The organism is Mycobacterium colombiense CECT 3035, assembly GCF_002105755.1.
In the GTDB taxonomy this organism is placed as follows: domain Bacteria; phylum Actinomycetota; class Actinomycetes; order Mycobacteriales; family Mycobacteriaceae; genus Mycobacterium; species Mycobacterium colombiense.
This window is the reverse complement of sequence record NZ_CP020821.1, coordinates 4,382,162-4,405,150: the sequence shown is the minus strand read 5'-3', so window position 1 is coordinate 4,405,150 and position 22,989 is coordinate 4,382,162. Positions and strand designations below refer to the sequence as shown.

Sequence of the window (22,989 nt, the reverse complement as noted above, 5' to 3'; positions counted from 1 at the left end):
GCGTCGCGGCGACCGGCAAAGCCTGGTCAGAACTGCAGCGCGTGAAACCGCCAGTCCAGCACGGGACGGTCCGGTTCACCGGCGGTGTCGCTGACCGCGTACACCAGCGACCGCAGGCCCAGCACGCCGCCGTGCTCGGTCGGCTCGGCGGACTCGACGTGCAGCTCGCTGTACAGGGTGTCGCCCTCGTGCACCGGGCCGGTGTGGTCGCAGGATTGCCAGTTCAGGACCGTCACCAGATTGGGCAGCAGCCTGCTCGCCTGCGCGAGCGCCAGCCCGATGGTGTGCCCGCCGTAGACCAGCCGGCGACCGCCGACCCGCGAATCGTGGTGTGTCGCAGCGATATTCAGAGTCAGCCGGGCGAGTTCGGGAGCGCTGCTGACCACGTCGGCGGTGCTGCGCAACACCGAACCGGCCAGGCCGGCGTCGAAGTGCGGGCCGGGCACCTTGCCGCGGAACACCGCGCCGTCCCACTGCGCGGTCGGATCGTGGGCCGGCCCGGGCACGTCGGTGCCGATGGCGGACAGATCGTCGTGTGGAGCGTCGTCGGGCGTGAAATCCGGGCTGGCCGGCAGCATGCCGCACCGGTAGAAGTCGAGCACCAGCTGATCGGCCTGGTCGATCGTGATCATCCGCAGCGCCGCCAGTCCCGTCGGTGCCCGGCCCGGCTTGGGCGAATTCGCCCGCAGCCCAACCACTTCGGTGCGGGTATAGAGTGAATCGCCGATGACCGGGAACCGGTGGAACACCAGGCCGCGATAGAACAGGTTGGCCTTGACCCGCTGGGTCACCAGCGTCGACTGCCCGATCGCCACGTCGCATACCAGCCCCGGATGCGCGAGCGGCGCCGGCAGGCCGGTCACCGCCCCGCACAGATCGGCGTCCAGCGCCAGCCGCAGCCGGTCCCCGACGATCGCCTGGTGCGCGCCCGCCAGCCCGGACGACAATGTCATCGACGGCGCCCAGTCGAAGACCTGCCCCACCGCGAGATCGTCGAAGTACGGCCCGCCCTCGCGAATCCCCGCATACCCGTCACTAGTCACAACGACCCATGCTGGCAGGCTGTGGAATCGAGGGTCAACTTCGTGGTGATCGCGAGCGCGGTGAAGCCGGGCGAAGCGGGGCGCCACCATCAAGGCTAAGGGTGATCACAGGTGAACGACGAAGAAGAGATGCTGGTCGCCACGGTGCGGGCGTTCGTCGACCGCGACGTCAAGCCGGGCATCCGCGAGGTCGAGCACGCCAACACCTATCCCGAGGCGTGGATCGAGCAGATGAAGCGGATCGGCATCTACGGTCTGGCCGTCCCGGAGGAGTACGGCGGTTCACCGGTGTCGATGCCGTGCTATGTGCGGGTTACCGAGGAACTGGCACGCGGCTGGATGAGCCTGGCCGGTGCGATGGGCGGGCACACTGTGGTCGCCAAGCTGCTGACGCTGTTCGGCACCGAGGACCAGAAGCGGACCTACCTGCCGCGGATGGCCAGCGGCGAGGTGCGCGCCACCATGGCGCTGACCGAGCCCGGCGGCGGCTCGGATCTGCAGAACATGACGACCACCGCGCTGCCCGACCCCGGCGACGCCGATCACCTGATGATCAACGGGTCCAAGACCTGGATCAGCAACGCGCGCCGGTCCGGGCTGATCGCCCTGCTGTGCAAGACGGATCCGGACGCCAGGCCGCGCCACAAGGGCATCTCGATCGTGCTCGTCGAGCACGGGCCGGGCCTGACGGTGTCGCGGGACCTGCCGAAGTTGGGGTACAAGGGCGTCGAGTCCTGCGAGCTGTCGTTCGACGGCTTCCGGGCGCCGCGGGCGGCGTTGCTGGGTGGCATTGCGGGCGAGGGCTTTTCACAGATGATGAAGGGACTCGAGACCGGACGCATCCAGGTGGCCTCCCGCGCCCTGGGCGTTGCCACCGCCGCGCTCGAAGATGCGCTGGCCTACGCCCAGCAGCGCGAGAGCTTCGGCCAGCCGATCTGGCAGCACCAGTCGATCGGCAACTACCTGGCCGACATGGCGACCAAGCTCACCGCGGCCCGCCAGCTCACCCGGTATGCCGCCGAGCGATACGACAGCGGCGAACGATGCGACATGGAAGCCGGGATGGCCAAGTTGTTCGCCTCCGAGGTCGCCATGGAGATCGCGCTGAATGCGGTGCGAATCCACGGCGGCTACGGCTATTCCACCGAATACGACGTCGAGCGCTACTTCCGGGACGCGCCGCTGATGATCGTCGGTGAGGGCACCAACGAGATCCAGCGCAATGTGATTGCCCGGCAATTGGTGACGCGGGGCGGGATCTGATCCGGCTCACGAATCTCACGGCCCGAGAACAAAGTTTGCTGTATATTTGCCTGACTTCTCCGGCCGGCAAACCGGTATGGAAGTAAAGCTGTTCGCCAGCCGAGGGAATTACAGGGAAAGGCAGCCGCCATGAGTTATCCCCCCGTGCCGCCCGGAGGTTCGCCAGAATGGCCGGGACAGCAGCCGGAATGGCAAGGCCAGCAACCGGAATGGCAGGGCCAGCAGCCGGTCGGCTGGCAGGCTCAGCAGCCGCCGGGGTGGCACGGCCAGCCCCCGCCCGCGGGATGGCCGGCGCCCCAGCCGGGCTGGCAGGAGCCCGAGAACTATCTGGTGTGGGCGATCCTGTGCACGGTGCTGTGCTGCCTGCCTCTCGGGATCGTGTCGATCGTCTACTCCACCAAGGTGTCCGGGCTGTGGGCTCAGGGCCGCTACGCCGAGGCGCAGGAGGCCGCCAACAACGCCAAGAAGTGGGCCATCATCGGCGCGGTCGTGGGCGCCGTCGTCGCGGTGATCGGTGTCGTGCTGTGGTTCGCCATGTTCGCGGCGATCGTGTCGTCCATCCCGTCCACGACCACCACCACCTATTCGGGCTTCTGACCACAGATCTCGTCGACCAGCCCCCAGGCCGACGCGGTGTCGGCATCGATGGTGCGGCCTGACAACACGAGATACGCTGTGCGCCAACGGCCTATCCGCCGCGGGACGCTGACGGTGCCACCGGCCCCGGGCAGCAGTCCCAACGCCAGCTCGGGGAGCCCGAACACCGCGTCGTCGCGGGAGCTGACCCACCCGCAGAACGCCGCCATCTCCAGGCCGCTGCCCATCACCCGGCCGTGCACCTCGGCCCGGCACGCGCGGCCGAGCCGGGCGGCCAGCGCATCGAGTGCCAGGGCGGGGCTGTAGCGGGTACGGGCCAGATGCGCGCTCGCCGGATCGGCGAAGGTGCCGAATTCGGCCAGGTCACCGCCGCTGCAGAACGACGGGCCGGCGCCGCTCAACACGACACCGGTGACCGAGGGATCCAGCTGCGCGACGGTCAGGGCCTCCAACAGCGCGGCGCGGGCATCGGTGGAAAACGCGTTGTGCCGTTGCGGCCGGTTGAAGGCGATGCGCACGACGTCGCCGTCGCGGCTCGCCCGCACCGGGTCGGGGATCTCGGGCATCCGGACCGGGCCGCGATCCCGCAACCACCGCGCGAACTCGGGCCGGCCTGCAGGGTCGAGTACGCCAGCGACTCCGCCACCACCCCCGATAGGGTCGGGCCGCGCGGATCCACCGCGCGCAACACGTCGTCGCAGATCCCACTGGCGTGCGGCCAGCGCCGGCAGCGGGCGGTCAGCTCGTCCACCGTCGCCGCCACCGAATCGACGGTGACCGCGCGGCGGTCGCCGCACGGGTCCTCGGTCAGCGTGAAAGTTGCTGCGTCAAGCCAGAATTCGTCCTCGGCGATGTCGGTGGCCGAGCCGACGGCGACGATCACCCCGGGCGGCGACGCCGGGCCGTCCTGCGGCGCGCTCGACAGCTCGACCACCCGGAGCATCGGTCACACCGAGTACTTCTCGATCAGCCCGTTCTTGTACAGCTTGCCGGTGTCGGTGCGCGGCAGCTGGGCCTCGAAGTCGATCGATCGCGGGCACTTGTAGTGCGCCAACCGGTCTCGCAACCACGCCGTCAACTCGTCGGCGAATGCGTCGGTGGCGTCGGCCGGGTCGACGGTCTGCACGGCCGCCACGACGCGCTGGCCCATCTCGTCGTCGGGCACCCCGAACACCGCGGCGTCGAGCACCTTCGGGTGGGTGACCAGAAGGTTCTCGGCCTCTTGCGGGTAGATGTTCACCCCGCCGGAGATGATCATGTGGTGGCGCCGGTCGGTCAGGTAGAGGTAGCCCTCGTCGTCGAGGTAGCCGATGTCCCCGACGGTGGCCCAGCCGTGCTTGTCGCGCGATGAGGCGGTTTTCGCCGCGTCGTTGAGGTATTCGAAGGCGTAGCCGCCCTCGAAGTAGATCTCCCCGGCCTGTCCGGGCGGCAGCTCGTTGCCGTGCTCGTCGAGGATGTGCACGGCGCCGCCCATGGGCTTGCCGACCGAACCCGGATGCGCCAGCCACTCCTCGGCGGTGATCAGTGTCGACCCGTGCGCTTCCGAGGACGCGTAGTACTCGTCGACGATGGGCCCCCACCAGTCGATCATCTGCTTCTTGATCTCCACCGGGCACGGGGCCGCGGCGTGCATCACCCGCTGCAGGCTGGTCAGATCGTACGAATGACGAACCTGCTCAGGCAGTTTCAGCATGCGGGTGAACATCGCCGGGACGAACTGGCCGTGCGTGACGCGGTGCCGCTGGATCGCGTCCAGGCATCCTTGCGCGTCGAACTTCTCCATCACCACCGTGGTGATGCCGCCGGCCTGCGCGCTCATCGACCACACCGACGGCGCCGTGTGGTACAGCGGGGCCGGGCTGAGGTAGATCGAGTCGGGCGTCATCCAGAAACCAACCAGCGCGGACATCATGCCGGGCGCCTCGGCCGGTGGCACGTGCGGCAATTCGCGCTTGATGCCCTTGGGCCGGCCGGTGGTGCCCGACGAGTACTGCAGCAGGTCGCCCTCGATCTCGTCGTCGATCGGGGTATCAGGCTGGCCCGCAACGCATTCCGGGTAACGCTCCCAGCCGGGCAGGTCACCGTCGGCGATCAGCAGCAACTCCGGTAGCCCGCCCGGCAGTTGCTCGCCCAGGCCGGCGAGGGTGTCGCGCAACGCCGCCGAGCCGATGATGGCCTTCGCGGTGCTGTTGTCGATGATGTAAGCCGCCTCTGCCGCGGTCAGGTGGGTGTTGATCGGCACGTAGTACAAACCGCTGCGTCGAGCCGCCCACATCACCGCGTGGATGTGCTCGTTGTTCTCCATCAGGATGGCGACGGTGTCGCCCTCGCGCAGGCCCGCCTCGCGGAACCGGTGCGCCAGCCGATTGGCACGGGCCTCGAGGTCGTCGAAGGTGACGACCGTTCCGGACGGGTACAGGATGACAGCAGGTTTGTCGGCGCCGACATACGGGCGGATCTGCATGCGCAGACTGTACCGCCGCCAAACTTGACGGGTGTTAAGTGGTCGCCGTACCCCGCGCCAGCAAACCCGCGCGGGGCCGCCGCGGAACCGCTCGGGCCGCGGTGCGGCCAGCGGTCCCGGGGATTTCGGCGGACGGCGGCCCAGCACCGGCAAAGTCGCCGGGGATAACGCAGTTAAGTACACTGCCGTTGGCCGTGGAAGTTAGCCTTGGCGGGGACGCCACTTCTCGCACCGGAGGCGCGCATGACCGCCGAGCAGGTATCGGAGCCTGCGGCCTTCGCCACGCCTCGCGCGCCGAACCGCAAATTCGCCGTGTCCGACTATGTCGACGGCATGGAGCGTCTGGTGCACGCGGTCCAGGAGCTGTCGCTGGCCCGCAGCCTGCCCGATATCCAGCGGATCGTGCGCACCCAGGCGCGTGAACTCACCGGCTGTGACGGCGCCACGTTCGTGCTGCGCGACAACGACCGCTGCTACTACGCCGACGAGGACGCGATCGCCCCGCTGTGGAAGGGCAGCCGCTTCCCGATCCGGTCCTGCATCAGCGGGTGGGCGATGCTCAACCGCGACGCGGCGGTCATCCCCGATATCTATAGCGACTCGCGCATCCCGCACACCCTGTACCGCCCGACGTTCGTCAAGAGCCTGGTGATGGTCCCGATCCGCAAGCTGGATCCGATCGGCGCGATCGGAAACTACTGGGCCACCACGCATCAGCCGTCCGAGCAAGAGGTCCACCTGCTGCAGGCCCTGGCCGACTCGACATCGATCGCCATGGAGAACATCCAGGTCTACTCCGAACTGGAGCAGCGCGTCCGCGACCGCACCGCCGCGCTGCAGAACGCCAACGAGGAGATCCGCCGGCTGTCGGTGACCGACGAGCTGACCGGGCTGAACAATCGTCGCGGCTTTTATCTCTTGGCCGAACAAAAGCTCAGGGGGGCACACCATCTCGGCCACAACTGCGTGCTCGCGTTCCTCGACGTCGACGGTCTCAAGAAGGTCAACGACGAGCAGGGCCACGATGTGGGCGACGCCCTGATCAAGGACGTCGCCCACGTGCTGCGCGCCATTCGGCGCGAATCCGACATCCTCGCGCGCATCGGCGGCGACGAATTCTGCGTGATGGTCACCGAAAACGACGGGGACACAGCGTCACTCAAGGACCGCCTGGCCGAGGCGTTCGGGAACTTCAATCAGGCCGGCGACCGGCCCTACCGCCTGTCGGCCAGCATCGGCCTGGTGCGGGCGCCGGTGTCCGACACCGCCACCGTGGACGAGCTGCTGGCGCGCGCCGATCAGCTGATGTACGCGGAGAAGAAGGCCAGCCCCGATTCGCGGCGCGGCGCCTAGCCAGCCGACGAGCGGGCTCAGCCCGCTTCGGACAGCCGCTGCTTGAGCGCCTCGAACTCGTCGCGGACACCGGTGGGCAGCTTGTCGCCGACGAACTCGAACCACTCCTCGATCAGGGGCAGTTCCTCGCGCCACTCGGCGGCGTTGACCGCCAGCGCCTTGGCCACGTCACCGCCGTCGACGTCCAAGCCGTCCAGGTCCAGGTCGTCGGCGGTCGGCACGATGCCGATCGGGGTGTCCTGGCCGCCAGCCTGGTGCTCGATGCGGTCCACGATCCACTTGAGCACGCGGCTGTTCTCGCCGAAGCCCGGCCACAGGAAGCCGCCGTCTTCGTCGCGGCGGAACCAGTTCACGAAGAACACCTTGGGCATCTTGGACTCGTCGGCGTTCTTGCCCAGGTCGAGCCAGTGCTGGAAGTAGTCGCCGACGTGGTAGCCCAGGAACGGCAGCATCGCCATCGGGTCGCGGCGCACGGTGCCGACCTTGCCCTCGGCGGCGGCGGTCTGCTCGCTGCCCATGGTGGCCCCCATGAACACGCCGTGCTGCCAGTCGCGGGCCTGCGTCACCAGCGGCACCGTGGTCTTGCGGCGGGCGCCGAACAGGATGCCCGAGATCGGCACGCCCTGCGGGTCGTCCCACTCCGGGGCCAGGATCGGGCACTGCGACATCGGGGTGCAGTAGCGCGAGTTCGGGTGGGCGGCCTTCTCGCCGGACTCGGGCGTCCAGTCGCGGCCCTTCCAGTCGGTCAGGTGCTGCGGGTCGCCCTCCAGGCCCTCCCACCACACGTCGTTGTCGTCGGTGAGCGCCACGTTGGTGAAGACGGTGTTGCCGGCCTCGATGGTGCGCATGGCGTTGGGGTTGGACTTCCAGTTGGTCCCCGGCGCGACGCCGAAGAAACCGAACTCGGGGTTGACGGCGTACAGGCGGCCGTCCTTGCCGAACCGCATCCAGGCGATGTCGTCACCGAGGGTTTCAGCGCGCCAGCCCGGAATGGTCGGCTGCAGCATGGCGAGGTTGGTCTTGCCGCACGCCGACGGGAACGCCGCGGCGAAGTAGTAGGCCTTGTTCTCCGGGGAGATGAGCTTGAGGATCAGCATGTGCTCGGCGAGCCAGCCCTCGTCGTGGGCCATCGCCGAGGCGATGCGCAGCGAGTAGCACTTCTTGCCCAGCAGCGCGTTACCGCCGTAGCCCGAGCCGTAGCTCATGATCTCGCGGGTCTCCGGGAAGTGGGTGATGTACTTGGTGTCGTTGCACGGCCACGGGACGTCCTTCTGGCCCGGCTCGAGCGGCGCGCCCACCGAGTGCAGCGCCTTGACGAAGAACCCGTCGTCGCCCATCTTCTCCAGCGCGGCCTTGCCCATCCGCGTCATCACCTTCATCGAGATGACGACGTACTCGGAGTCGGTGATCTCCACGCCGAGCTTCGGGTCCTCGGCACCCAGCGGGCCCATGCAGAACGGCACCACCCACATGGTGCGGCCGCGCATGCAACCGCGGTAGAGGTCGGTCATGATGGACCGCATCTCGGACGGGTCCATCCAGTTGTTGGTCGGCCCGGCGCCCTCCTCCTGCTCGGTGCAGATGAAGGTCCGGGACTCCACCCGCGCCACGTCGGACGGGTCGGACAGCGCCAGGTAGGAGTTGGGGTGCTTCTTCTCGTTGAGCTTCTTCAGCGTCCCGGCCTCGACCAGCTGGTTGGCCAGCCGGTTGAACTCCTCGTCGGAGCCGTCAGCGAAGACCACCCGGTCGGGCTGGGTGAGCTCGGCGACCTCCTGCACCCATGACAGCAGGCCCTGGTGGTTCGTGGGTGCTGTGTCCAAACCGGGAATGGTCGCTGAGGTCATCGAACTCTCCTGGATTCTGCGTATCGGGCTGGTGTGGCTCGCTATGCTCTCGCCCACACAATTAAGGAATTGGTGGCGTTAACTACAGGTTATCGTGAGGAGCTTGTCGGGTGAGTCTCGGGCAGGTATAAGCCTTCTCACAACAACGATTCAGAAGATCCGGACGGGTCGCCATCTTCGCTCCTCGGGGCGGGTTTTTCGGTCTCGTCACCGTCGGCGTTCTCGGGGTGACTTTCGTCTTTTCGTATACCCGGTTCCCCCAGTTCTGCACGCACGGCCGCCAGGGCCGCCGTCACCGCGGGCATCTCCCGATCGCGCGCCGCCGACGCCCGCGCCGCGGCCAGGGCGTGCTCACGCAGCTCGGTGTCGATGGCACCCACCGAGGCGGACACCTGCGCGTTCTCGGTCTCGTCCTGAGCGAGCAGCGCCTTGCTCAACACCGACTCGGCGACCAGCACCCGGGTGGCGACCAGCTCCTCGGCGACCGACTGCAGCGACGCCGTGACGTCGCCGACCCAGCGGTCCAGCAGCGCCCGGTCGTGCAGCAACGCACGGATGTTGATCACCAGGAAGGTGAGCCCCACCGAGATCGCCACGCACGCCAGGGCGGCCACCACGGCCAGCGCGGGGTTCAGCCGCGAGGCCAGGCCGCTCATCAGCCGGCCCAGCGTCAGCGCCACCCCGAGGCCGAACCCGACGCCCAGCAGGATCATCAGCCAGGTTTCCTGGCGGCGAGATTTCAGCGGCGGCGGCGAGACGTCGACCGCCGGCAGCCGCTCGAGCGGCGGCAGCTCCATCGGCACATCCATCGCCTGCGCCACCTCGGCCAGCTGCGCGTCGGCGCCTTCGCTCACCTCGGCGATCGCCCCGTCCAGCTGGTCACGGGTGACCGCCTCGAAGCCGGCCATGTTGCGCCGCGACAAACCCGCCGCGTACTCCTGCAGTTCGGTGCGCACGGTCGCGCACCGGTTACGCGCCGAGTGGGACAGCGCGACCCGAGCCTGCTGGATCTGACTGCGCAGCGTGATGGTGCGCTCGCTCTTCGCCTGACGCCGCTGCTGCAGCGCGGCGCTGCGCTCCTCGCGCAGCGCCTCGACGCGGGCCCGCCGGCCCGGCCCTCGACCTCGCGGTCAAACCGCCGGGCCACCGTCTGCAGCCGGGATTCCCATGCCCGCAACCTGTTTCGCCGGGCCAGCTCGGGGTCGTCGAGCTGGGCCGAGACGGCGTCGACCAGGTCGTCGACGTCGGGATCGCCCAGGTCGGGCAGGGCCGCCGCTCCCACCCAGGGCGCCCGCCCGTAGCGGGGCGCGTGCGCGCCCAGCGAGTCGCGGTTGGCGGCGACGATGTCGCGCCAGTTGAGATGAACGTCGATCTTGGACACCACACCGACGACCGCGTCGGTGTGCTCGGTGGCCGCGTCCAGCAGGGCGCAGTCCGACGGCGTCAGGTTGGCCGCCGCGGACACGACGAACACCACGACCGTCGGCGCCTCGCCGGGCTCCAGGTCGGTGGACTCGACGAACTTGTGCTGCGGCAGCCGCTTCCGCAGGGCGTCGGCGACCGCGGTGACCCCGGCCATCCACGGGCCCGTCACCAGCACCGCGTCGCTGCGCTGAATCGCGGGCGGATCCAGTCCCGGACCGGCGGCGGCCACCAGAGCGTCCACCGCGGCGACGGGATCGTCGCTTGTCCCGCCGCTCACCAGGACGCCCCCGGCAGAGACCCGCAGGCCTGGGACCACAGCCGCAGCGATCCGCGGGCGATGTCGGCGCCGCAGGCGCGGTGCAGTTCGCTGGCCGACGCGCGACTGTAGCGCTGCCAGCGCACCGCCCGAGGCAGGTGCGCGGACGGGTCGCGATGCGCGTCGAGGTGCTGCGGGTCACCCGGCTCCAGCCCGGCGGCCTCGGCAAGGTCCACCGCGGCCGCCATCCGCGCGACCACGGTGTCGTCGCGGGACAGGAACCCGCTGATGCGCTCGGCGAGCCTGCCGCCTGCGGCGGCCAGCGCCTCGAGCTCGGCCACGGCGTCCAGCACCCGCTGATAGCGCGCCTCGGCGCCCAGCGCGCCGATTGTGGCCAGGACGGCGTCGACGCCGCTCATCCGGTGCAGCAGGGCCAGCACCTGGGCCGGGGTTCGGCCCTGCCGGAACGCGGCCACCGCCAGCGCGGTGCCGAACAGGTCGAGGGTGTCCAGCAGGCGCCGGCGCACCTCGGTCGGCACCGGGGCGTCGGCGGCCAGGAACGCGGCGAAGGAGCCGTCGAAGCACGCGGTGCCCGGGTGCGCGGCCAACGCGGACAGCGCCGTCCACTGGGCGCTGTCCAGGTCGTCGAGGGCGGCGACCGCGAGCAGACCGGTCATCGGTTCCAGCGGCACGCCGATCAGCGCCGAGAGCTCCGTGCACCTGGCGCGCGCCGCCGCGATCGGGCCGTCGCCGCGGCCGGACAGCGAGCCCGCCAGGTCGGCCTTGTTCAGCACGGCCAGCACCGGGCGCCCCGCCGCCGAGTCCTGGGCGATCGCCTGGGTGTCCTCGGGCTTGACCACCTCGGTGAGCACGTAGACCACCGCGTCGGCGTCGCGCTCGGACCCCGGGCCTTCGACGGCGATCCCCGCCGCGCGTCCCGCGCCGTCCAGGGCGCGGCGCACCGTGTGGCAGCCGACCCCCGGCGGCCGCGCACCGCGACGCGCAGGGGCGCGGCCGATCGCCGCGCGATCGCCGTCAGGCGCGGGTCGGCGTGGCCGGCGGCGAAACGCGCCAGCTCGTCGACGAAACTCTGGTGTCCTTGTCCCCTCATATCCCGCCTGTTCGGTCTGGATGACCCCCGTGCCCGGCCGGCGGCGCCGCTACCGGATGCAGCGCCGGGGCCGAGCGGTCCCACCGAATGGTGGCACCCGCGTCACCAAGAAGCGAGCCACCGTTAATGAGTTACCAGTTGAAGACAACTGTTGGGTATCAATCCGGACCAGGGGCGGCTACATCCGAGGTTTATAGGCCACCATGGACAAATGCATGCGCAGCGCGGGGTGGCGATGTCTGCCGACACGCCAACGGGGGGCTCGGACCGCCCCGACCAGCGCTATCTCCCGGCCACGGCGTTCCGATCGCGACGATCTGCCCTGTCCGATGCGCAGCGGCAGACCTGGGAACGGCGCTGGCCCGAGCTCGGGTTGTCGGTGGGCGCCGCGCCCGAGGAACCGGACAGCTCCGAACCCGCGCTGGATACCCGCGCCTGGTTCGGCCGGCAGGCACCGGTGGTACTCGAAATCGGTTGCGGCAGTGGAATATCCACGCTGGCGATGGCCAAGGAAGAACCCGATATCGACGTGGTCGCGGTGGAGGTCTACAAGCGCGGGCTGGCGCAGCTGCTGTGCGCGATCGACCGCGACAAGGTCACCAACATCCGGCTGATCCGCGGCAACGCGCTCGACGTCCTGCAGCGCCTCATCGCGCCGGCTTCGCTGACCGGCGTGCGCGTGTTCTTTCCCGATCCGTGGCCGAAGGCGCGGCACCACAAACGCCGGTTCCTGCAGCCCGGCACGATTGGCTTGATAGCCGACCGGCTACTCCCTGGTGGTGTGCTGCACGTTGCGACGGACCACGCCGGTTACGCCGAGCACATCGCCGAGGTCGGCGCGGGCGAATCCCGGCTGCGGCCGGTCGATCCCGGCAGCGCGCTGCCGATCTCGACCGCGCGCCCGACCACCAAGTACGAGACGAAGGCTCAAGAAGCGGGCAGTGCCGTCACCGAATTCATTTGGCTTAGACGATGAGTAGGCGATGAGTATGAGCCTGACCGAAGAGACCGCGGCGGGGGCCGAACCCGTCGCGCCGCCGGCCGTGCTGACCGGCGAAGAGCTGGGCGGCTTCAATCCGCCCGGGGGACGCGTGCTGCTGGTGTGGGACGCCCCGAACCTGGACATGGGGCTTGGCTCCATCCTGGGCCGCCGCCCGACGGCCCTGGAACGCCCGCGCTTCGACGCCCTGGGGCGCTGGCTGTTGGCGCGCACCGCGGAGGTCAGCGCCGGTCGGCCCGGCGTCGTGGTGGAACCGGAGGCCACCGTGTTCACCAACATCGCGCCGGGCAGCGCCGACGTCGTCCGGCCGTGGGTCGACGCGCTGCGCAATGTGGGGTTTGCGGTCTTCGCCAAGCCGAAGATCGACGAGGACAGCGACGTCGACCGCGACATGCTGGCCCATATCGAACTGCGGCGCACCGAGGGGTTGGCGGCGCTGGTGGTGGCGTCCGCCGACGGCCAGGCGTTTCGTCACCCGCTGGAAGACATCGCACGAAGCGGGGTCAGTGTCGCGGTGATCGGATTTCGCGAACATGCGAGTTGGGCGCTAGCGTCGGATACCTTGGACTTCGTTGATCTGGAGGACATCGCTGGCGTCTTCCGGGAGCCGTTGCCGCGGATCGGCCTAGATTCGCTGCCTGACCAGGGTGCGTGGCTGCAGCCGTTCCGGCCGCTCTCCGCGCTGCTGACCGCGCGTGTGTGACACTGGAAAACCAATGCGCGGGTCGTTAACGATCCAGTAAGGAGCTTGCGTGTTCGCCTGGTGGGGTCGAACTGTGTACCGGTACCGGTACATCGTGATCGGGGTCACGGTAGCTCTGTGTCTGCTGGGCGGCGTCTTCGGAATCAGCCTGGGCAAGCATGTTACACAGAGCGGCTTCTACGACGACGGCAGCCAATCCGTTAAGGCCTCGGTGCTGGGCGACCAGACCTACGGCCGCGACCGCACCAGCCACGTGGTGGCCACCTTCACCGCCCCCAACGGGAAAACCGTCGACGATGCGGCGTGGCGGGACAAGATCATCGGCGAGCTCAACAAGTTCAAGGCCGACCACCCCGACCAGGTCGTCGGCTGGGCCGGCTGGCTGGCGGCGCCGGACAGCACCAACCCCGTCATCAAGGGGATGGTCAGCGAGGACAAGAAACACACGTTCGTGTCCATCCCGCTGAAGGGCAACGACGACGACAGCATCCTCAACAACTACAAGACCATCCAGCCGGAGCTGCAGAAGCTCAACGGCGGCACGGTGCAACTGGCCGGCCTCGAGCCGATCGCCAATGCCTTAACGGGCACCATCGCCACCGACCAGCGCCGCATGGAGGTCCTGGCGGTGCCGATGGTGGCGGTGGTCCTGTTCCTGGTGTTCGGCGGCGCGGTCGCCGCCGGCCTGCCGGCCATCGTGGGCGGGCTGAGCATCGCGGGCTCGCTGGGCATCCTTCGCCTGGTCGCCGTATTCGGGCCGGTGCACTATTTCGCCCAGCCCGTCGTCTCGCTGATCGGCCTCGGTATCGCCATCGACTATGGGCTTTTCGTGGTGAGCCGGTTCCGGGAGGAGATAGCCGAGGGCTACGACACCGAGGCCGCGGTGCGGAGAACCGTGATGACGGCCGGACGCACCGTGACCTTCTCCGCGGTGCTGATCATCGCGTCCAGTGCCAGCCTGCTGGTGTTGCCGCAGGGCTTCGTGCATTCGCTCACCTACGCGATCTTCGCCGCCGTGGGACTTGCCGCGCTGCTGTCGATCACGTTCCTGCCGGCGTGCCTGGCCATCCTCGGCCGCCACGTCGACGCGCTCGGCGTGCGTACCGCGTTCCGGGTGCCGTTCCTGCGGAACTGGAAGTATTCGCGCGCCTACCTGAACTGGCTCGCCGACCGGCTGCAGAAGACGAAGACCCGCGAAGAGGTCGAGGCCGGGTTCTGGGGCAAGCTCGTCAACTGGGTGATGAAGAGGCCGCTGGCCTTCGCCATCCCGATCGCCGTCGGCATGATCCTGCTGGTCATCCCGCTGGGCAACCTGTCGTTCGGCGGCATGAGCGAGAAGTATCTTCCCCCGGACAATCCGGTGCGCCTGGCGCAGGAACACTTCGACAAGCAGTTCCCGGGCTACCGCACCGAGCAGCTCACCATGGTGATCCAGAGCACCAACGGCAGCAAGGTGACCGACCAGCAGGTCGCCGACATCCGCAACCGCATCTCAGGGATCGGCGGGTTTACCGACAAGACCTGGCAGGAGCGGCCCTGCCCGACCATCGCGGGTAACCCCTGCGTCGCCGGCCCGAACGGGACGACGGTGCCCAAGGACGACTCGGTCCGGGTGATCCAGAACGGTCTGGTCAACAAGAACGACGCCGCCAAGAAGCTCGCCGAACTGCGGTCGGTGGCCCCCCGAAGGGGCTGAACCTCTATGTCGGCGGCACGCCGGCGCTCGAGCAGGACAGCATCCACAGCCTGGCCGAGAAGGGCCCGCTGATGCTGGTGCTGCTGCTCAGCGCCACCCTGCTGCTGATGTTCCTGGCGTTTGGCTCGGTGGTGCTGCCGGTCAAGGCGGTGCTGATGAGCGCGCTCACGCTGGGTTCGACGATGGGCATCCTGACCTGGATCTTCGTCGACGGGCACTTGTCGGGTGTCCTGAACTTCACGCCGACCCCGCTGATGGTGGTGGTGATCGCGCTGGTCGTCGCGGTCGGTTTCGGTCTGGCCACCGACTACGAGGTGTTCCTGGTGTCGCGCATGGTCGAGGCGCGCGAGCGTGGCATGTCGACCACCGAGGCCATCCGGATCGGCACCGCGACCACCGGGCGCCTGATCACCGCGGCCGCGCTGGTGTTGGCCGTGGTCGCCAGTTCGTTCGTCTTCTCCGACCTGGTGCTGATGAAGTATCTGGCCTTCGGTCTGATGGCGGCGCTGCTGCTGGACGCCACCGTCGTGCGGATGTTCCTGGTGCCGTCGGTGATGAAGCTGCTCGGCGACGACTGCTGGTGGGCGCCGCGCTGGGCCCGGCGACTGCAGAACAAGATCGGCCTCGGCGAGATCGACCTGCCCGACGAGCGCAAGCGGCCCACGCTCAACGGCCGGCCCGCGCGGCCGCCGGTTGCGGCCAGCCTGGTCGCCGCGGCGCCGCGGCCCCCGCACGACCCGACGCACCCCGGAGCGCTGGAGCCGTCGCGGCCCGCACGCCCGACGGATCCGCGGCCCGCGCAGGAACCGGCCGCGAGCACCACGCGCATCCCGGCCCGGCCCAGCCAGCCGACCGAAGCCAAGACGACGCGCTTCGCCGCGCCGGGCCGTGACCGGCCGGCCGAACCGCGCCCCGCGAATTCCGCGCCACAGGCTGCGCAGCGGCCCCCGGCGCCGGGTCCGGCGGCACCGCCGTCGGGCGACCAGACGCGGGCCATCCCGGTTCCCGGCAACCGGTCCGACGACAACAACGACGAGGTCGAACCCACCACCGCCCTGCCGAAGTTGCGCCCGGAAGGGACCGACCCCAATGCGGCCACCGAGCAGGCCAACGCGCGCGGACAGGGCGAGAACGGCGACCCGGCGCGGCAACGCCGGCGCTCCGGCGGCGGCCTGTCCGCTGCGGATCTACTTCGCCGCGAGGGACGGCTGTAGGTAGGCGCACCCGCGCGGTCAGCCCCGAAAAGGTTGGGCCTCAGCCGGGTTCGTGCTCGGGTTCGTCGGGCTCGGCCTGCAGGATCACGTTCTTGTCGTCCGCCTCCTCGGTCTGTTTCTCGGCTTCGGCGGACGGATCCGGCGCCAACAACACCTGCAGCGCGTTGTTGAGGAACGCCACCGTCGGAACCGCCAGCAGGGCGCCGACGATCCCGGCGAGCACGCCGCCGGTGGAGATCGCGAGGACCACGGCTAGCGGGTGAATCGAGACCGCGCGGCCCATCACCAGCGGCTGCAGCAGATGCGCCTCGATCTGGTTGACCGCGATCAGCACGCCCAGCGTGATCAGCGCGTAGACAATGCCTTTGGCCAGCAGGGCGACCACCACGGCCAGCAGGCCCGAGATCAGCGCACCGATCAGCGGGATGAACGCGCCAAGGAACACCAGTGAGGCCAGCGGCAGCGCGAGCGGGATGCCCATGATGGCCAACCCGGTGCCGACGCCGGCGGCGTCGGTCAGGGCTACCAGGAAGGTGGCCCGCACGTACCCGATCAGCGACCCGTATCCGGCGTTGCCGGCTTCCCGCACCCTGCTCCGGACGCCGGTTGGGATGATCTGCAGTACGTACTGCCAGATGTTGCGGCCGCCGTAGAGAAAGAAGATGAGCGTGAACAGCACCAGCACCGCGGCGGTGACCAGCTCCGTGACGGTGGCCGCGGTGGAGAGCGCGCCGCTGGTCAGCTTCGCCTGATTGTTGTGCAGCGCCTCGATGGCGGCGTTGCCGGCGCTGTCGATCTGTTCGTTGCGCAGGTGCGCCGGCCCGTGGATGAGCCAGCGGCGCGTCGACTCGATGCTCTGCGTCACCTGTTCGGTCAGTCCGGGCAGGCCGTCGATGAACTGCAGGATGACGAACGCCAGGATGCCGCCCAGGATCGCGAAGCCACCCAGCAGCACCAGCGCCACGGCGCCGCCGCGGGGCAGGCCCCGCTTGTCCAGCCAGTCGACCACCGGCACCAGCAGCGCGCTCAACAGCAGCGCCACCAGCACCGGAACCACGATGACTTCGAGTTTCTGCACCACCCACAACAGGGCAAGCGCGGCGACCAGGATGACCAGCAAGCGCCAGGCCCAGGCGGCGGTCTTGCGGACGAGGGGTTCGACCGACGCGTCGTCGGCGTTTGCTGACATTTGGCCAGCCTATCCGCCGCGGCGCACCCTCAAACGTGCCTGGACAGCCGCTGCGCGTCGGCTGGACCCGCCGCCGTCGGCACGATCGGGTTACGACCCCGGAACTTCCCAGACACGGTGGGCGGTGCGCGGCGATCGCCGCGCCACCTGCACCGTTACCCTAAATCACGTGCCGCACGACGCACCCGCCCGCAACCTCGACTTCCCGCGCGAAGAAACCCCGCGCGGGAAGTACTGGTGGGTGCGCTGGGTGATCCTCGCCGCGGTAGCCGTCGTGCTTGCCGTCGAGGTTTCGCTGGGCTGGGATCAGCTGGCCAAGGCCTGGATGAGCCTGTACGAGGCGAACTGGTGGTGGTTGATCGCATCCGCGGCGGCGGCGGCCGCGTCGATGCACAGCTTTGCTCAGATCCAGCGCACGCTGCTCAGGTCGGCCGGGGTGCACGTCAAGCAGTTGCGCTCCGAGGCCGCGTTCTATGCCGCCAATTCGCTGAGCACCACGCTGCCCGGCGGCCCCGTGCTGTCGGCGACGTTCCTGTTCCGGCAGCAGCGGCTGTGGGGCGCCTCGACCGTGGTGGCGTCGTGGCAGTTGGTCATGTCGGGTGTGCTGCAGGCGGTGGGTTTGGCTTTGCTCGGCCTGGGCGGCGCCTTCCTGCTGGGCGCGAAGAACAACCCGTTCTCGTTGCTGTTCACCCTCGGCGGGTTCGTCGCGCTGCTGCTGCTGGCCCAGGCCGTCGCGTCGCGGCCGGAGCTGATCGACGGCATCGGCAGCCGGGTGCTGGCGTGGGTCAACTCGGTGCGCGGCCGGCCGGCCGACACCGGACTGGACAAGTGGCGCGAGACGCTGATGCAGCTGGAGTCGGTGAGCCTGGGCCGGCGCGACCTGGGGGTGGCGTTCGGCTGGTCGATGTTCAACTGGATCGCCGACGTGGCCTGCCTGGGCTTCGCCGCGTACGCGGCCGGGGACCACGCCTCGGTGGCCGGGTTGACGGTGGCCTACGCGGCCGCCCGCGCGGTCGGCACGATCCCCTTGATGCCCGGCGGGCTGTTGATCGTCGAGGCGGTGCTGGTGCCCGGCCTGGTGTCCAGCGGGATGTCGCTGCCCAACGCGATTTCGGCGATGTTGATCTACCGGCTGATCAGCTGGTTGCTGATCTCCGCGATCGGGTGGGTGGTGTTCTTCTTCGTGTTCCGCACCGAGAACGTCGCCGACTCCGACGAGGACCCGATCACGGGTCCGCTACCGATCGTGCCGTTGCAGGGTGACCCCCCGGCCGACCCGACCGAGACCGCGCTGCAGGGGCCGTTGCCGCCCGACCGGAATCCGGAGCCCGAAAGTTAGCCGACGGTGTTGCCGCGCGAGGGCCCCGGCAGCGGGTTGGTCGCGGACGGTGCCGGCTGCGGCACGGCGGCAGGAGCGCCGCCGGTGGTTCCGCCCAGCGGCGATGCGCCTGCGGGGTTCCCGGGCAGCGCGGGCAGCCCACCGGCCGCGCCCTGCGCCTGCTGCATCAGGCCCATCGCCTGCGGGATCGAGATCGGCAGCTTGCACTGCGTCGACAGGGTGGTCAGCGGCTGCGCGATCGACGTCATGTCCCCGGCGACCTTGGGGTTGGCCTCGAAGTAGGACTTCAGCCCGTTCACCGACTGCGGCCCCGCCTGCTGCTGCAGCATCGAGGTCATCGTCTGGTTGGTCTCCGGGTGCGAATCCAGGTAGTCGCCCATCGACTTGGACACCGAGCCGATCGTCCGGGCGACCTCACTGGCCGCGCAGGGGTCGTTGGCGCCGGTCGCCGGGGCTCCCGCGAGCACCGCGACGGCCACGCCGGGCACGGTGGCGGCGATCAGCCCGGCGAAGATTCTGCGACCCCGTCCAGCGGTGGCTCTCGTCATGGACAACTCCTTAGGGTTTGCGATGGACCGCCGGATCGGCGCCTCGCAAACGACTGCGATAAGACCGGCCCCACGCAACGAAGGCGTCCCCGAATCCCCCGGGGGCCCCGCGGGCCATCCGACATCCTGCCACCGCCGATATCACCCCTGCCAGTCCGAAGGGAGCCGGGTGGCGATATGTGACCGAAATCCCGCGCGGTCACCGGTTCACAACGTCTTCGCAGCGTCTTGGCAACAACGCCGTCGCCGCAGCTCAGGAACCAGATAAGCCCAGATATTCCACAGCCTGCTGCGGTATCGTCGCCAGCACGCGTCACGCGAGAACCGGGGAGCGACAAAATCCAGCAGTTGATGATCCGCCTCAGCCGCAGCCTGCGTAAGTACCGTTGGTTGGTCTTCGCGGGCTGGTTGCTGGCGTTGGTTCCTGCGGTTTACCTGGCGCTGACGCAGTCGGGCAACCTGACCGGCGGCGGGTTCGACGTAGCCGGATCGCAGTCGCTCGCGGTGCACGACCAGCTCGAGGATCTCTACCACGACCAGGGTGGATCGTCGCTGGCGCTGGTGGCCGCGCCCCGGCCCGACGCCAGCTACCAGGACATGAACGACGCCGTCGCGCAGCTGCGGCAGATCGCGGGCGGCATCCCCGGCACCGCCGAGATCCCCAACCCCGCCCAGCGGCCCCCGCAGCCCGACCGGCCCTACGTGCTGTCGGTGCGGCTGGACTCCCGCAACACCAGCGACGTCGCCAAGCAGCTCCGCACCAAGGTCGGCATCAAGGGCGACCAGCCCGGGCAGACGGCGAACGGCCGCGTGCGGCTCTACGTCATCGGGCAGGGCGCGCTGTCCGCCGCCGCCGCGGCCAACACCAAGCACGACATCGCCGCCGCCGAGAAGTGGAATCTGCCGGTCATCCTGATCGTGCTGCTCGCGGTGTTCGGCTCGCTGGCCGCCGCCGCCATCCCGCTGGCCCTCGGCATCTGCACGGTCGTGGTCACTATGGGCCTGGTCTACCTGCTGTCCGCCTACACCACCATGTCGGTGTTCGTGACCTCGACGGTGTCCATGTTCGGCATCGCGCTGGCCGTCGACTATTCACTGTTCATCCTGATGCGATTCCGGGAGGAGCTGCGCACCGGACGCCAGCACCGCGAAGCCGTCGACGCCGCGATGGCCACCTCCGGGCTGGCCGTGGTGCTGTCCGGCATGACGGTGATCGCCTCCCTCACCGGCATCTACGTGATCAACACCCCGGCGCTGAAGTCGATGGCCACCGGCGCCATCCTGGCCGTCGCGGTCGCCATGCTGACCTCGACGACGTTGACGCCCGCGGCCCTGGCGACGTTCGGGCGTGCGGCCGCCAAGCGGTCGGGCTTCCTGCACTGGTCGCGGCGGCCCGAAAGCACCCAGTCCCGATTCTGGAACCGCTGGATCGGCTGGGTGATGCGCCGGCCGTGGGTGTCCGCGCTGGCGGCATCGCTGGTGCTGCTCGTGATGGCCGCGCCGGCGTCGTCGATGGTGCTGGGCAACAGCCTGCTGCGGCAGTTCGACTCGTCGCACGAAATCCGCGCCGGCGTGGGCGCCGCGGCCCAGGCCCTCGGCCCCGGCGCGCTGGGCCCCATCCGGGTGCTGATCAACTTCCCCGACGGCGGCGCCGCCTCCCCCGAACACAGCCACACCGTCGGCGCGATCCGCCAGCGGATGTCGCAGGCACCCAACATCGTCTCGGTGTCGCCGCCCCAGTTCGCCGAGGACAACGGCAGCGCGCTGCTGTCCGCGGTGCTGTCGGTGGACCCCGAGGACATGAAGGCCCGTGAGACCGTCGGCTGGATGCGCGCGCAGCTGCCCAAGATTCCCGAGGCGGGCACGGCGCGCGTCGACGTCGGCGGGCCGACCGCGCTGATCAAGGACTTCGACGACCAGGTATCCGCGACCGAGCCGCTGGTGCTGGCCATCGTCGCGGCCATCGCGTTCGTGATGCTGCTGGTCTCGGTCCACTCCGTCTTCCTGGCGCTCAAGGGCGTCCTGATGACGTTGCTGTCAGTCGCCGCCGCCTACGGCAGCCTGGTGATGGTGTTCCAGTGGGGGTGGCTGAAGGACCTCGGCTTCGCCCAGATCAGCTCGATCGACAGCACCGTGCCCCCGCTGGTGCTCGCGATGACCTTCGGCCTGTCGATGGACTACGAAATCTTCCTGCTCACCCGCATCCGGGAGCGCTTCCTGCATTCCGGTAACACCCGCGACGCGGTGGCCTACGGCGTGAGCACCAGCGCCCGCACTATCACCAGCGCCGCGCTGATCATGATCGCGGTGTTCGTCGGCTTCGCGTTCGCCGGGATGCCGCTGGTGGCCGAGATCGGCGTGGCGTGCGCGGTCGCGATCGCCGTGGACGCCACCGTGGTGCGGCTGGTGATGGTGCCCGCGTTGATGGCGATGTTCGCCCAGTGGAACTGGTGGCTGCCGCCGTGGTTGTCGCGGGTGTTGCCGTCGGTGGACTTCGACCGGCCGCTGCCCGAGGTCGACCTCGGCGACGTGGTGGTCATCCCCGACGACATCTCGGCGCTGGTGGCGCCCAACGCCGACCTGCGGATGGTGCTCAAGTCCGCAGCGAAGCTCAAGCACCTGGCACCCGACGCCATTTGCGTCACCGATCCGCTCGCGTTCACCGGCTGTGGCCGCACCGCCGCGCAGGCGGCGTCCGGGCCGGACGAGGACCAGACCCGCGGCCTGGGACCCGCGCAGATCCCCCACCAGGTCGCCCTCGGTGAGGAGAAGGTGAGCGTCGGGGTGGGCGCCGCCGACAGGAAGCCTGGCAGCAACGGCCACACCAACGGCTCGCTGGCGGCCAAGAAGCTGGTCGGCGGCCTGGCCTCGCGCAACGGCATCGCCAAGGCCATCACCGGGGCGGACCGACCCGTGCACCCGGTGACCCTGTGGCGGGGGCGCCTGTCGGTCGCGATCGACGCGCTGGAAAGCGACACCGACACCGCCGGCGACGGACCGAGATACGAGCGGCGCAGCCCGGTGGAGACCACCAACGTGCAGCTGCCCACCGGCGACCGGCTGCGAGTGCCGACGGGTGCCGAGACCCTGCGGCTCAAGGGCTACCTGATCATGAGCCGTAACAGTCGGCGCGATTACGCCGATTTCGCAGACATGGTCGATGCGTTGGAGCCCGAGACCGCCGCGGTGGTGCTGGCCGGAATGGACAGGTATTACTGTTGTAAATCATCCAGGCGGCAGTGGATTGCCACCCAGTTGGTCCGTCGACTCGCAGATCCCGAACCCTGCGATTACCCGGAAGACCAGGGACCTGAAGCCGACGCTAACGCGGACTGGGAGACAATCAGGCAGCGCTGCCTGTCCGTGGCCGTAGCGATGCTGGAGGAGGCGAGGTGACGTTGGCACCCGACCGACGCCCCGCACCGCCGCCGCACCGGCCGGGCCCCGATCAGCGTTCACGCGGCAATGGTCCGTCTGGAGGCCCCTCCGGGTCCTTCCAGGACCCTGACCAGCCGGTGGAGTTCTGGCCGACCGCGGCCATCCGGTCCGCCCTGCAGGGTGGTGACATCGCGACCTGGAAGCGCATCGCCGGCGCGCTCAAGCGCGACCCGTACGGGCGGACCGCCCGCCAGGTCGAGGAGGTCCTCGAAGGCACCCGGCCATACGGCATCGCCAAGGCGCTGTGGGAGGTGCTCGAGCGTGCCCGCACGCACCTGGAGGCCAACGAGCGCGCCGAGGTGGCGCGCCACGTGCGGCTCCTGATCGACCGGTCGGGGCTGGCGCCGCAGGAGTTCGCGTCTCGCATCGGGGTGACGGCCGAGGAGCTGGACGGCTACCTCGACGGCAGCACCAGCCCGACGGCCGCGCTGATGATCCGCATCCGCCGGCTGTCGGACCGCTTCGTCAAGGTGAAGTCCGCCCGCTCCGCCGAAGCCAACTGATCC

The 22,989-nt window shown here is 69.4% G+C and carries 14 protein-coding genes and 4 pseudogenes; 10 read left to right on the top strand and 8 right to left on the bottom strand.

Going from position 1 to position 22,989, the window contains the following annotated elements:
• Nucleotides 1–26: 26 nt before the first annotated feature.
• On the bottom strand, nt 27–1,043 hold the full coding sequence (locus tag B9D87_RS20670; RefSeq protein ID WP_007769089.1) for a MaoC family dehydratase: 1,017 nt from the start codon (nt 1,041–1,043) through the stop codon (nt 27–29).
• A 111-nt stretch (nt 1,044–1,154) separates the two neighbouring features.
• Between B9D87_RS20670 and B9D87_RS20665 the strand changes: the two genes are divergently transcribed.
• Together B9D87_RS20665 and B9D87_RS20660 are read left to right on the top strand one after the other, a co-directional pair.
• Nucleotides 1,155–2,306, top strand: coding sequence for an acyl-CoA dehydrogenase family protein (locus tag B9D87_RS20665; RefSeq protein WP_007769091.1), 1,152 nt, complete (start codon nt 1,155–1,157; stop codon nt 2,304–2,306).
• Nucleotides 2,307–2,435: 129 nt separating this feature from the next.
• Nucleotides 2,436–2,903, top strand: coding sequence for a CD225/dispanin family protein (locus B9D87_RS20660; RefSeq protein WP_007769093.1), 468 nt, complete (start codon nt 2,436–2,438; stop codon nt 2,901–2,903).
• Here B9D87_RS20660 and B9D87_RS20655 read toward each other — a convergent pair.
• Nucleotides 2,888–3,846: pseudogene (locus B9D87_RS20655) on the bottom strand (enoyl-CoA hydratase/isomerase family protein). The gene B9D87_RS20660 and the pseudogene B9D87_RS20655 overlap by 16 nt on opposite strands.
• Before the next feature lie 3 nt (nt 3,847–3,849).
• Nucleotides 3,850–5,367: a fatty-acid--CoA ligase FadD4 gene (gene fadD4, locus B9D87_RS20650; protein ID WP_007769096.1), complete on the bottom strand. Its 1,518-nt coding sequence runs from the start codon at nt 5,365–5,367 to the stop codon at nt 3,850–3,852.
• Nucleotides 5,368–5,610: 243 nt separating this feature from the next.
• Here fadD4 and B9D87_RS20645 point away from each other — a divergent pair, with 243 nt between their 5' ends.
• Nucleotides 5,611–6,720 carry a sensor domain-containing diguanylate cyclase gene (locus tag B9D87_RS20645; RefSeq protein WP_007769098.1) on the top strand — a complete coding sequence of 370 codons (1,110 nt, stop codon included), beginning with the start codon at nt 5,611–5,613 and terminating at the stop codon, nt 6,718–6,720.
• 17 nt (nt 6,721–6,737) lie between these two features.
• Here B9D87_RS20645 and B9D87_RS20640 read toward each other — a convergent pair whose 3' ends face one another.
• The 3 genes and pseudogenes from B9D87_RS20640 to B9D87_RS20630 form a co-directional block, all read right to left on the bottom strand.
• A complete protein-coding gene (locus B9D87_RS20640; RefSeq protein WP_007769101.1) occupies nt 6,738–8,564 on the bottom strand; it encodes a phosphoenolpyruvate carboxykinase (GTP) in 1,827 nt (608 codons plus the stop codon).
• 137 nt (nt 8,565–8,701) lie between these two features.
• Nucleotides 8,702–10,266 (bottom strand): annotated as a pseudogene (locus B9D87_RS20635) (hypothetical protein).
• Nucleotides 10,263–11,356, bottom strand: a pseudogene (locus B9D87_RS20630) (hypothetical protein). Before B9D87_RS20630 ends, B9D87_RS20635 begins: the two co-directional pseudogenes overlap by 4 nt.
• A gap of 193 nt (nt 11,357–11,549) precedes the next feature.
• On the opposite strand from B9D87_RS20630, the gene trmB reads away from it, so the two are divergent.
• The 4 genes and pseudogenes from trmB to B9D87_RS27600 all read left to right on the top strand — a co-directional run bounded on the left by trmB (nt 11,550) and on the right by B9D87_RS27600 (nt 15,969).
• Nucleotides 11,550–12,332 (top strand): tRNA (guanosine(46)-N7)-methyltransferase TrmB, encoded by a 783-nt coding sequence (trmB, locus tag B9D87_RS20625; RefSeq protein WP_174320884.1) that lies wholly within the window; start codon nt 11,550–11,552, stop codon nt 12,330–12,332.
• Between the two features lie 13 nt (nt 12,333–12,345).
• A complete protein-coding gene (locus B9D87_RS20620; RefSeq protein WP_007769111.1) occupies nt 12,346–13,059 on the top strand; it encodes an NYN domain-containing protein in 714 nt (237 codons plus the stop codon).
• A 49-nt stretch (nt 13,060–13,108) separates the two neighbouring features.
• Nucleotides 13,109–14,098 (top strand): annotated as a pseudogene (locus B9D87_RS27605) (MMPL family transporter); the annotation flags it as partial.
• A 521-nt stretch (nt 14,099–14,619) separates the two neighbouring features.
• Nucleotides 14,620–15,969, top strand: coding sequence for an MMPL family transporter (locus tag B9D87_RS27600; RefSeq protein ID WP_254425569.1), 1,350 nt, complete (start codon nt 14,620–14,622; stop codon nt 15,967–15,969).
• Nucleotides 15,970–16,009: 40 nt separating this feature from the next.
• Here B9D87_RS27600 and B9D87_RS20610 read toward each other — a convergent pair whose 3' ends face one another.
• On the bottom strand, nt 16,010–17,158 hold the full coding sequence (locus B9D87_RS20610) for an AI-2E family transporter (RefSeq protein WP_007769115.1): 1,149 nt from the start codon (nt 17,156–17,158) through the stop codon (nt 16,010–16,012).
• Between the two features lie 169 nt (nt 17,159–17,327).
• Here B9D87_RS20610 and B9D87_RS20605 point away from each other — a divergent pair, with 169 nt between their 5' ends.
• On the top strand, nt 17,328–18,497 hold the full coding sequence (locus B9D87_RS20605) for a lysylphosphatidylglycerol synthase transmembrane domain-containing protein (protein ID WP_007769117.1): 1,170 nt from the start codon (nt 17,328–17,330) through the stop codon (nt 18,495–18,497).
• On the opposite strand, the gene B9D87_RS20600 is transcribed toward B9D87_RS20605, so the two are convergent.
• Nucleotides 18,494–19,045 carry a hemophore gene (locus B9D87_RS20600; RefSeq protein WP_007769118.1) on the bottom strand — a complete coding sequence of 184 codons (552 nt, stop codon included), beginning with the start codon at nt 19,043–19,045 and terminating at the stop codon, nt 18,494–18,496. The genes B9D87_RS20605 and B9D87_RS20600 overlap by 4 nt on opposite strands.
• Nucleotides 19,046–19,396: 351 nt before the next feature.
• Between B9D87_RS20600 and B9D87_RS20595 the strand changes: the two genes are divergently transcribed.
• Together B9D87_RS20595 and B9D87_RS20590 are read left to right on the top strand one after the other, a co-directional pair.
• Nucleotides 19,397–22,441, top strand: a complete 3,045-nt coding sequence (locus tag B9D87_RS20595; RefSeq protein ID WP_007769120.1) for an MMPL family transporter — start codon at nt 19,397–19,399, stop codon at nt 22,439–22,441.
• Nucleotides 22,438–22,986 (top strand): hypothetical protein, encoded by a 549-nt coding sequence (locus B9D87_RS20590; protein WP_040629432.1) that lies wholly within the window; start codon nt 22,438–22,440, stop codon nt 22,984–22,986. The genes B9D87_RS20595 and B9D87_RS20590 overlap by 4 nt, the downstream gene beginning before the upstream one ends.
• Nucleotides 22,987–22,989 lie beyond the last annotated feature (3 nt).

Coding starts and splice junctions, on each gene's coding strand:
- B9D87_RS20640 (WP_007769101.1), bottom strand. CDS start 8,564: ATGACCTCAGCGACCATTCCCGGTTTGGACACAGCACCCACGAACCAC.
- B9D87_RS20610 (WP_007769115.1), bottom strand. CDS start 17,158: ATGTCAGCAAACGCCGACGACGCGTCGGTCGAACCCCTCGTCCGCAAG.
- B9D87_RS20660 (WP_007769093.1), top strand. CDS start 2,436: ATGAGTTATCCCCCCGTGCCGCCCGGAGGTTCGCCAGAATGGCCGGGA.
- B9D87_RS20645 (WP_007769098.1), top strand. CDS start 5,611: ATGACCGCCGAGCAGGTATCGGAGCCTGCGGCCTTCGCCACGCCTCGC.
- B9D87_RS20620 (WP_007769111.1), top strand. CDS start 12,346: ATGAGCCTGACCGAAGAGACCGCGGCGGGGGCCGAACCCGTCGCGCCG.
- B9D87_RS20595 (WP_007769120.1), top strand. CDS start 19,397: ATGATCCGCCTCAGCCGCAGCCTGCGTAAGTACCGTTGGTTGGTCTTC.
- B9D87_RS20600 (WP_007769118.1), bottom strand. CDS start 19,045: ATGACGAGAGCCACCGCTGGACGGGGTCGCAGAATCTTCGCCGGGCTG.
- fadD4 (WP_007769096.1), bottom strand. CDS start 5,367: ATGCAGATCCGCCCGTATGTCGGCGCCGACAAACCTGCTGTCATCCTG.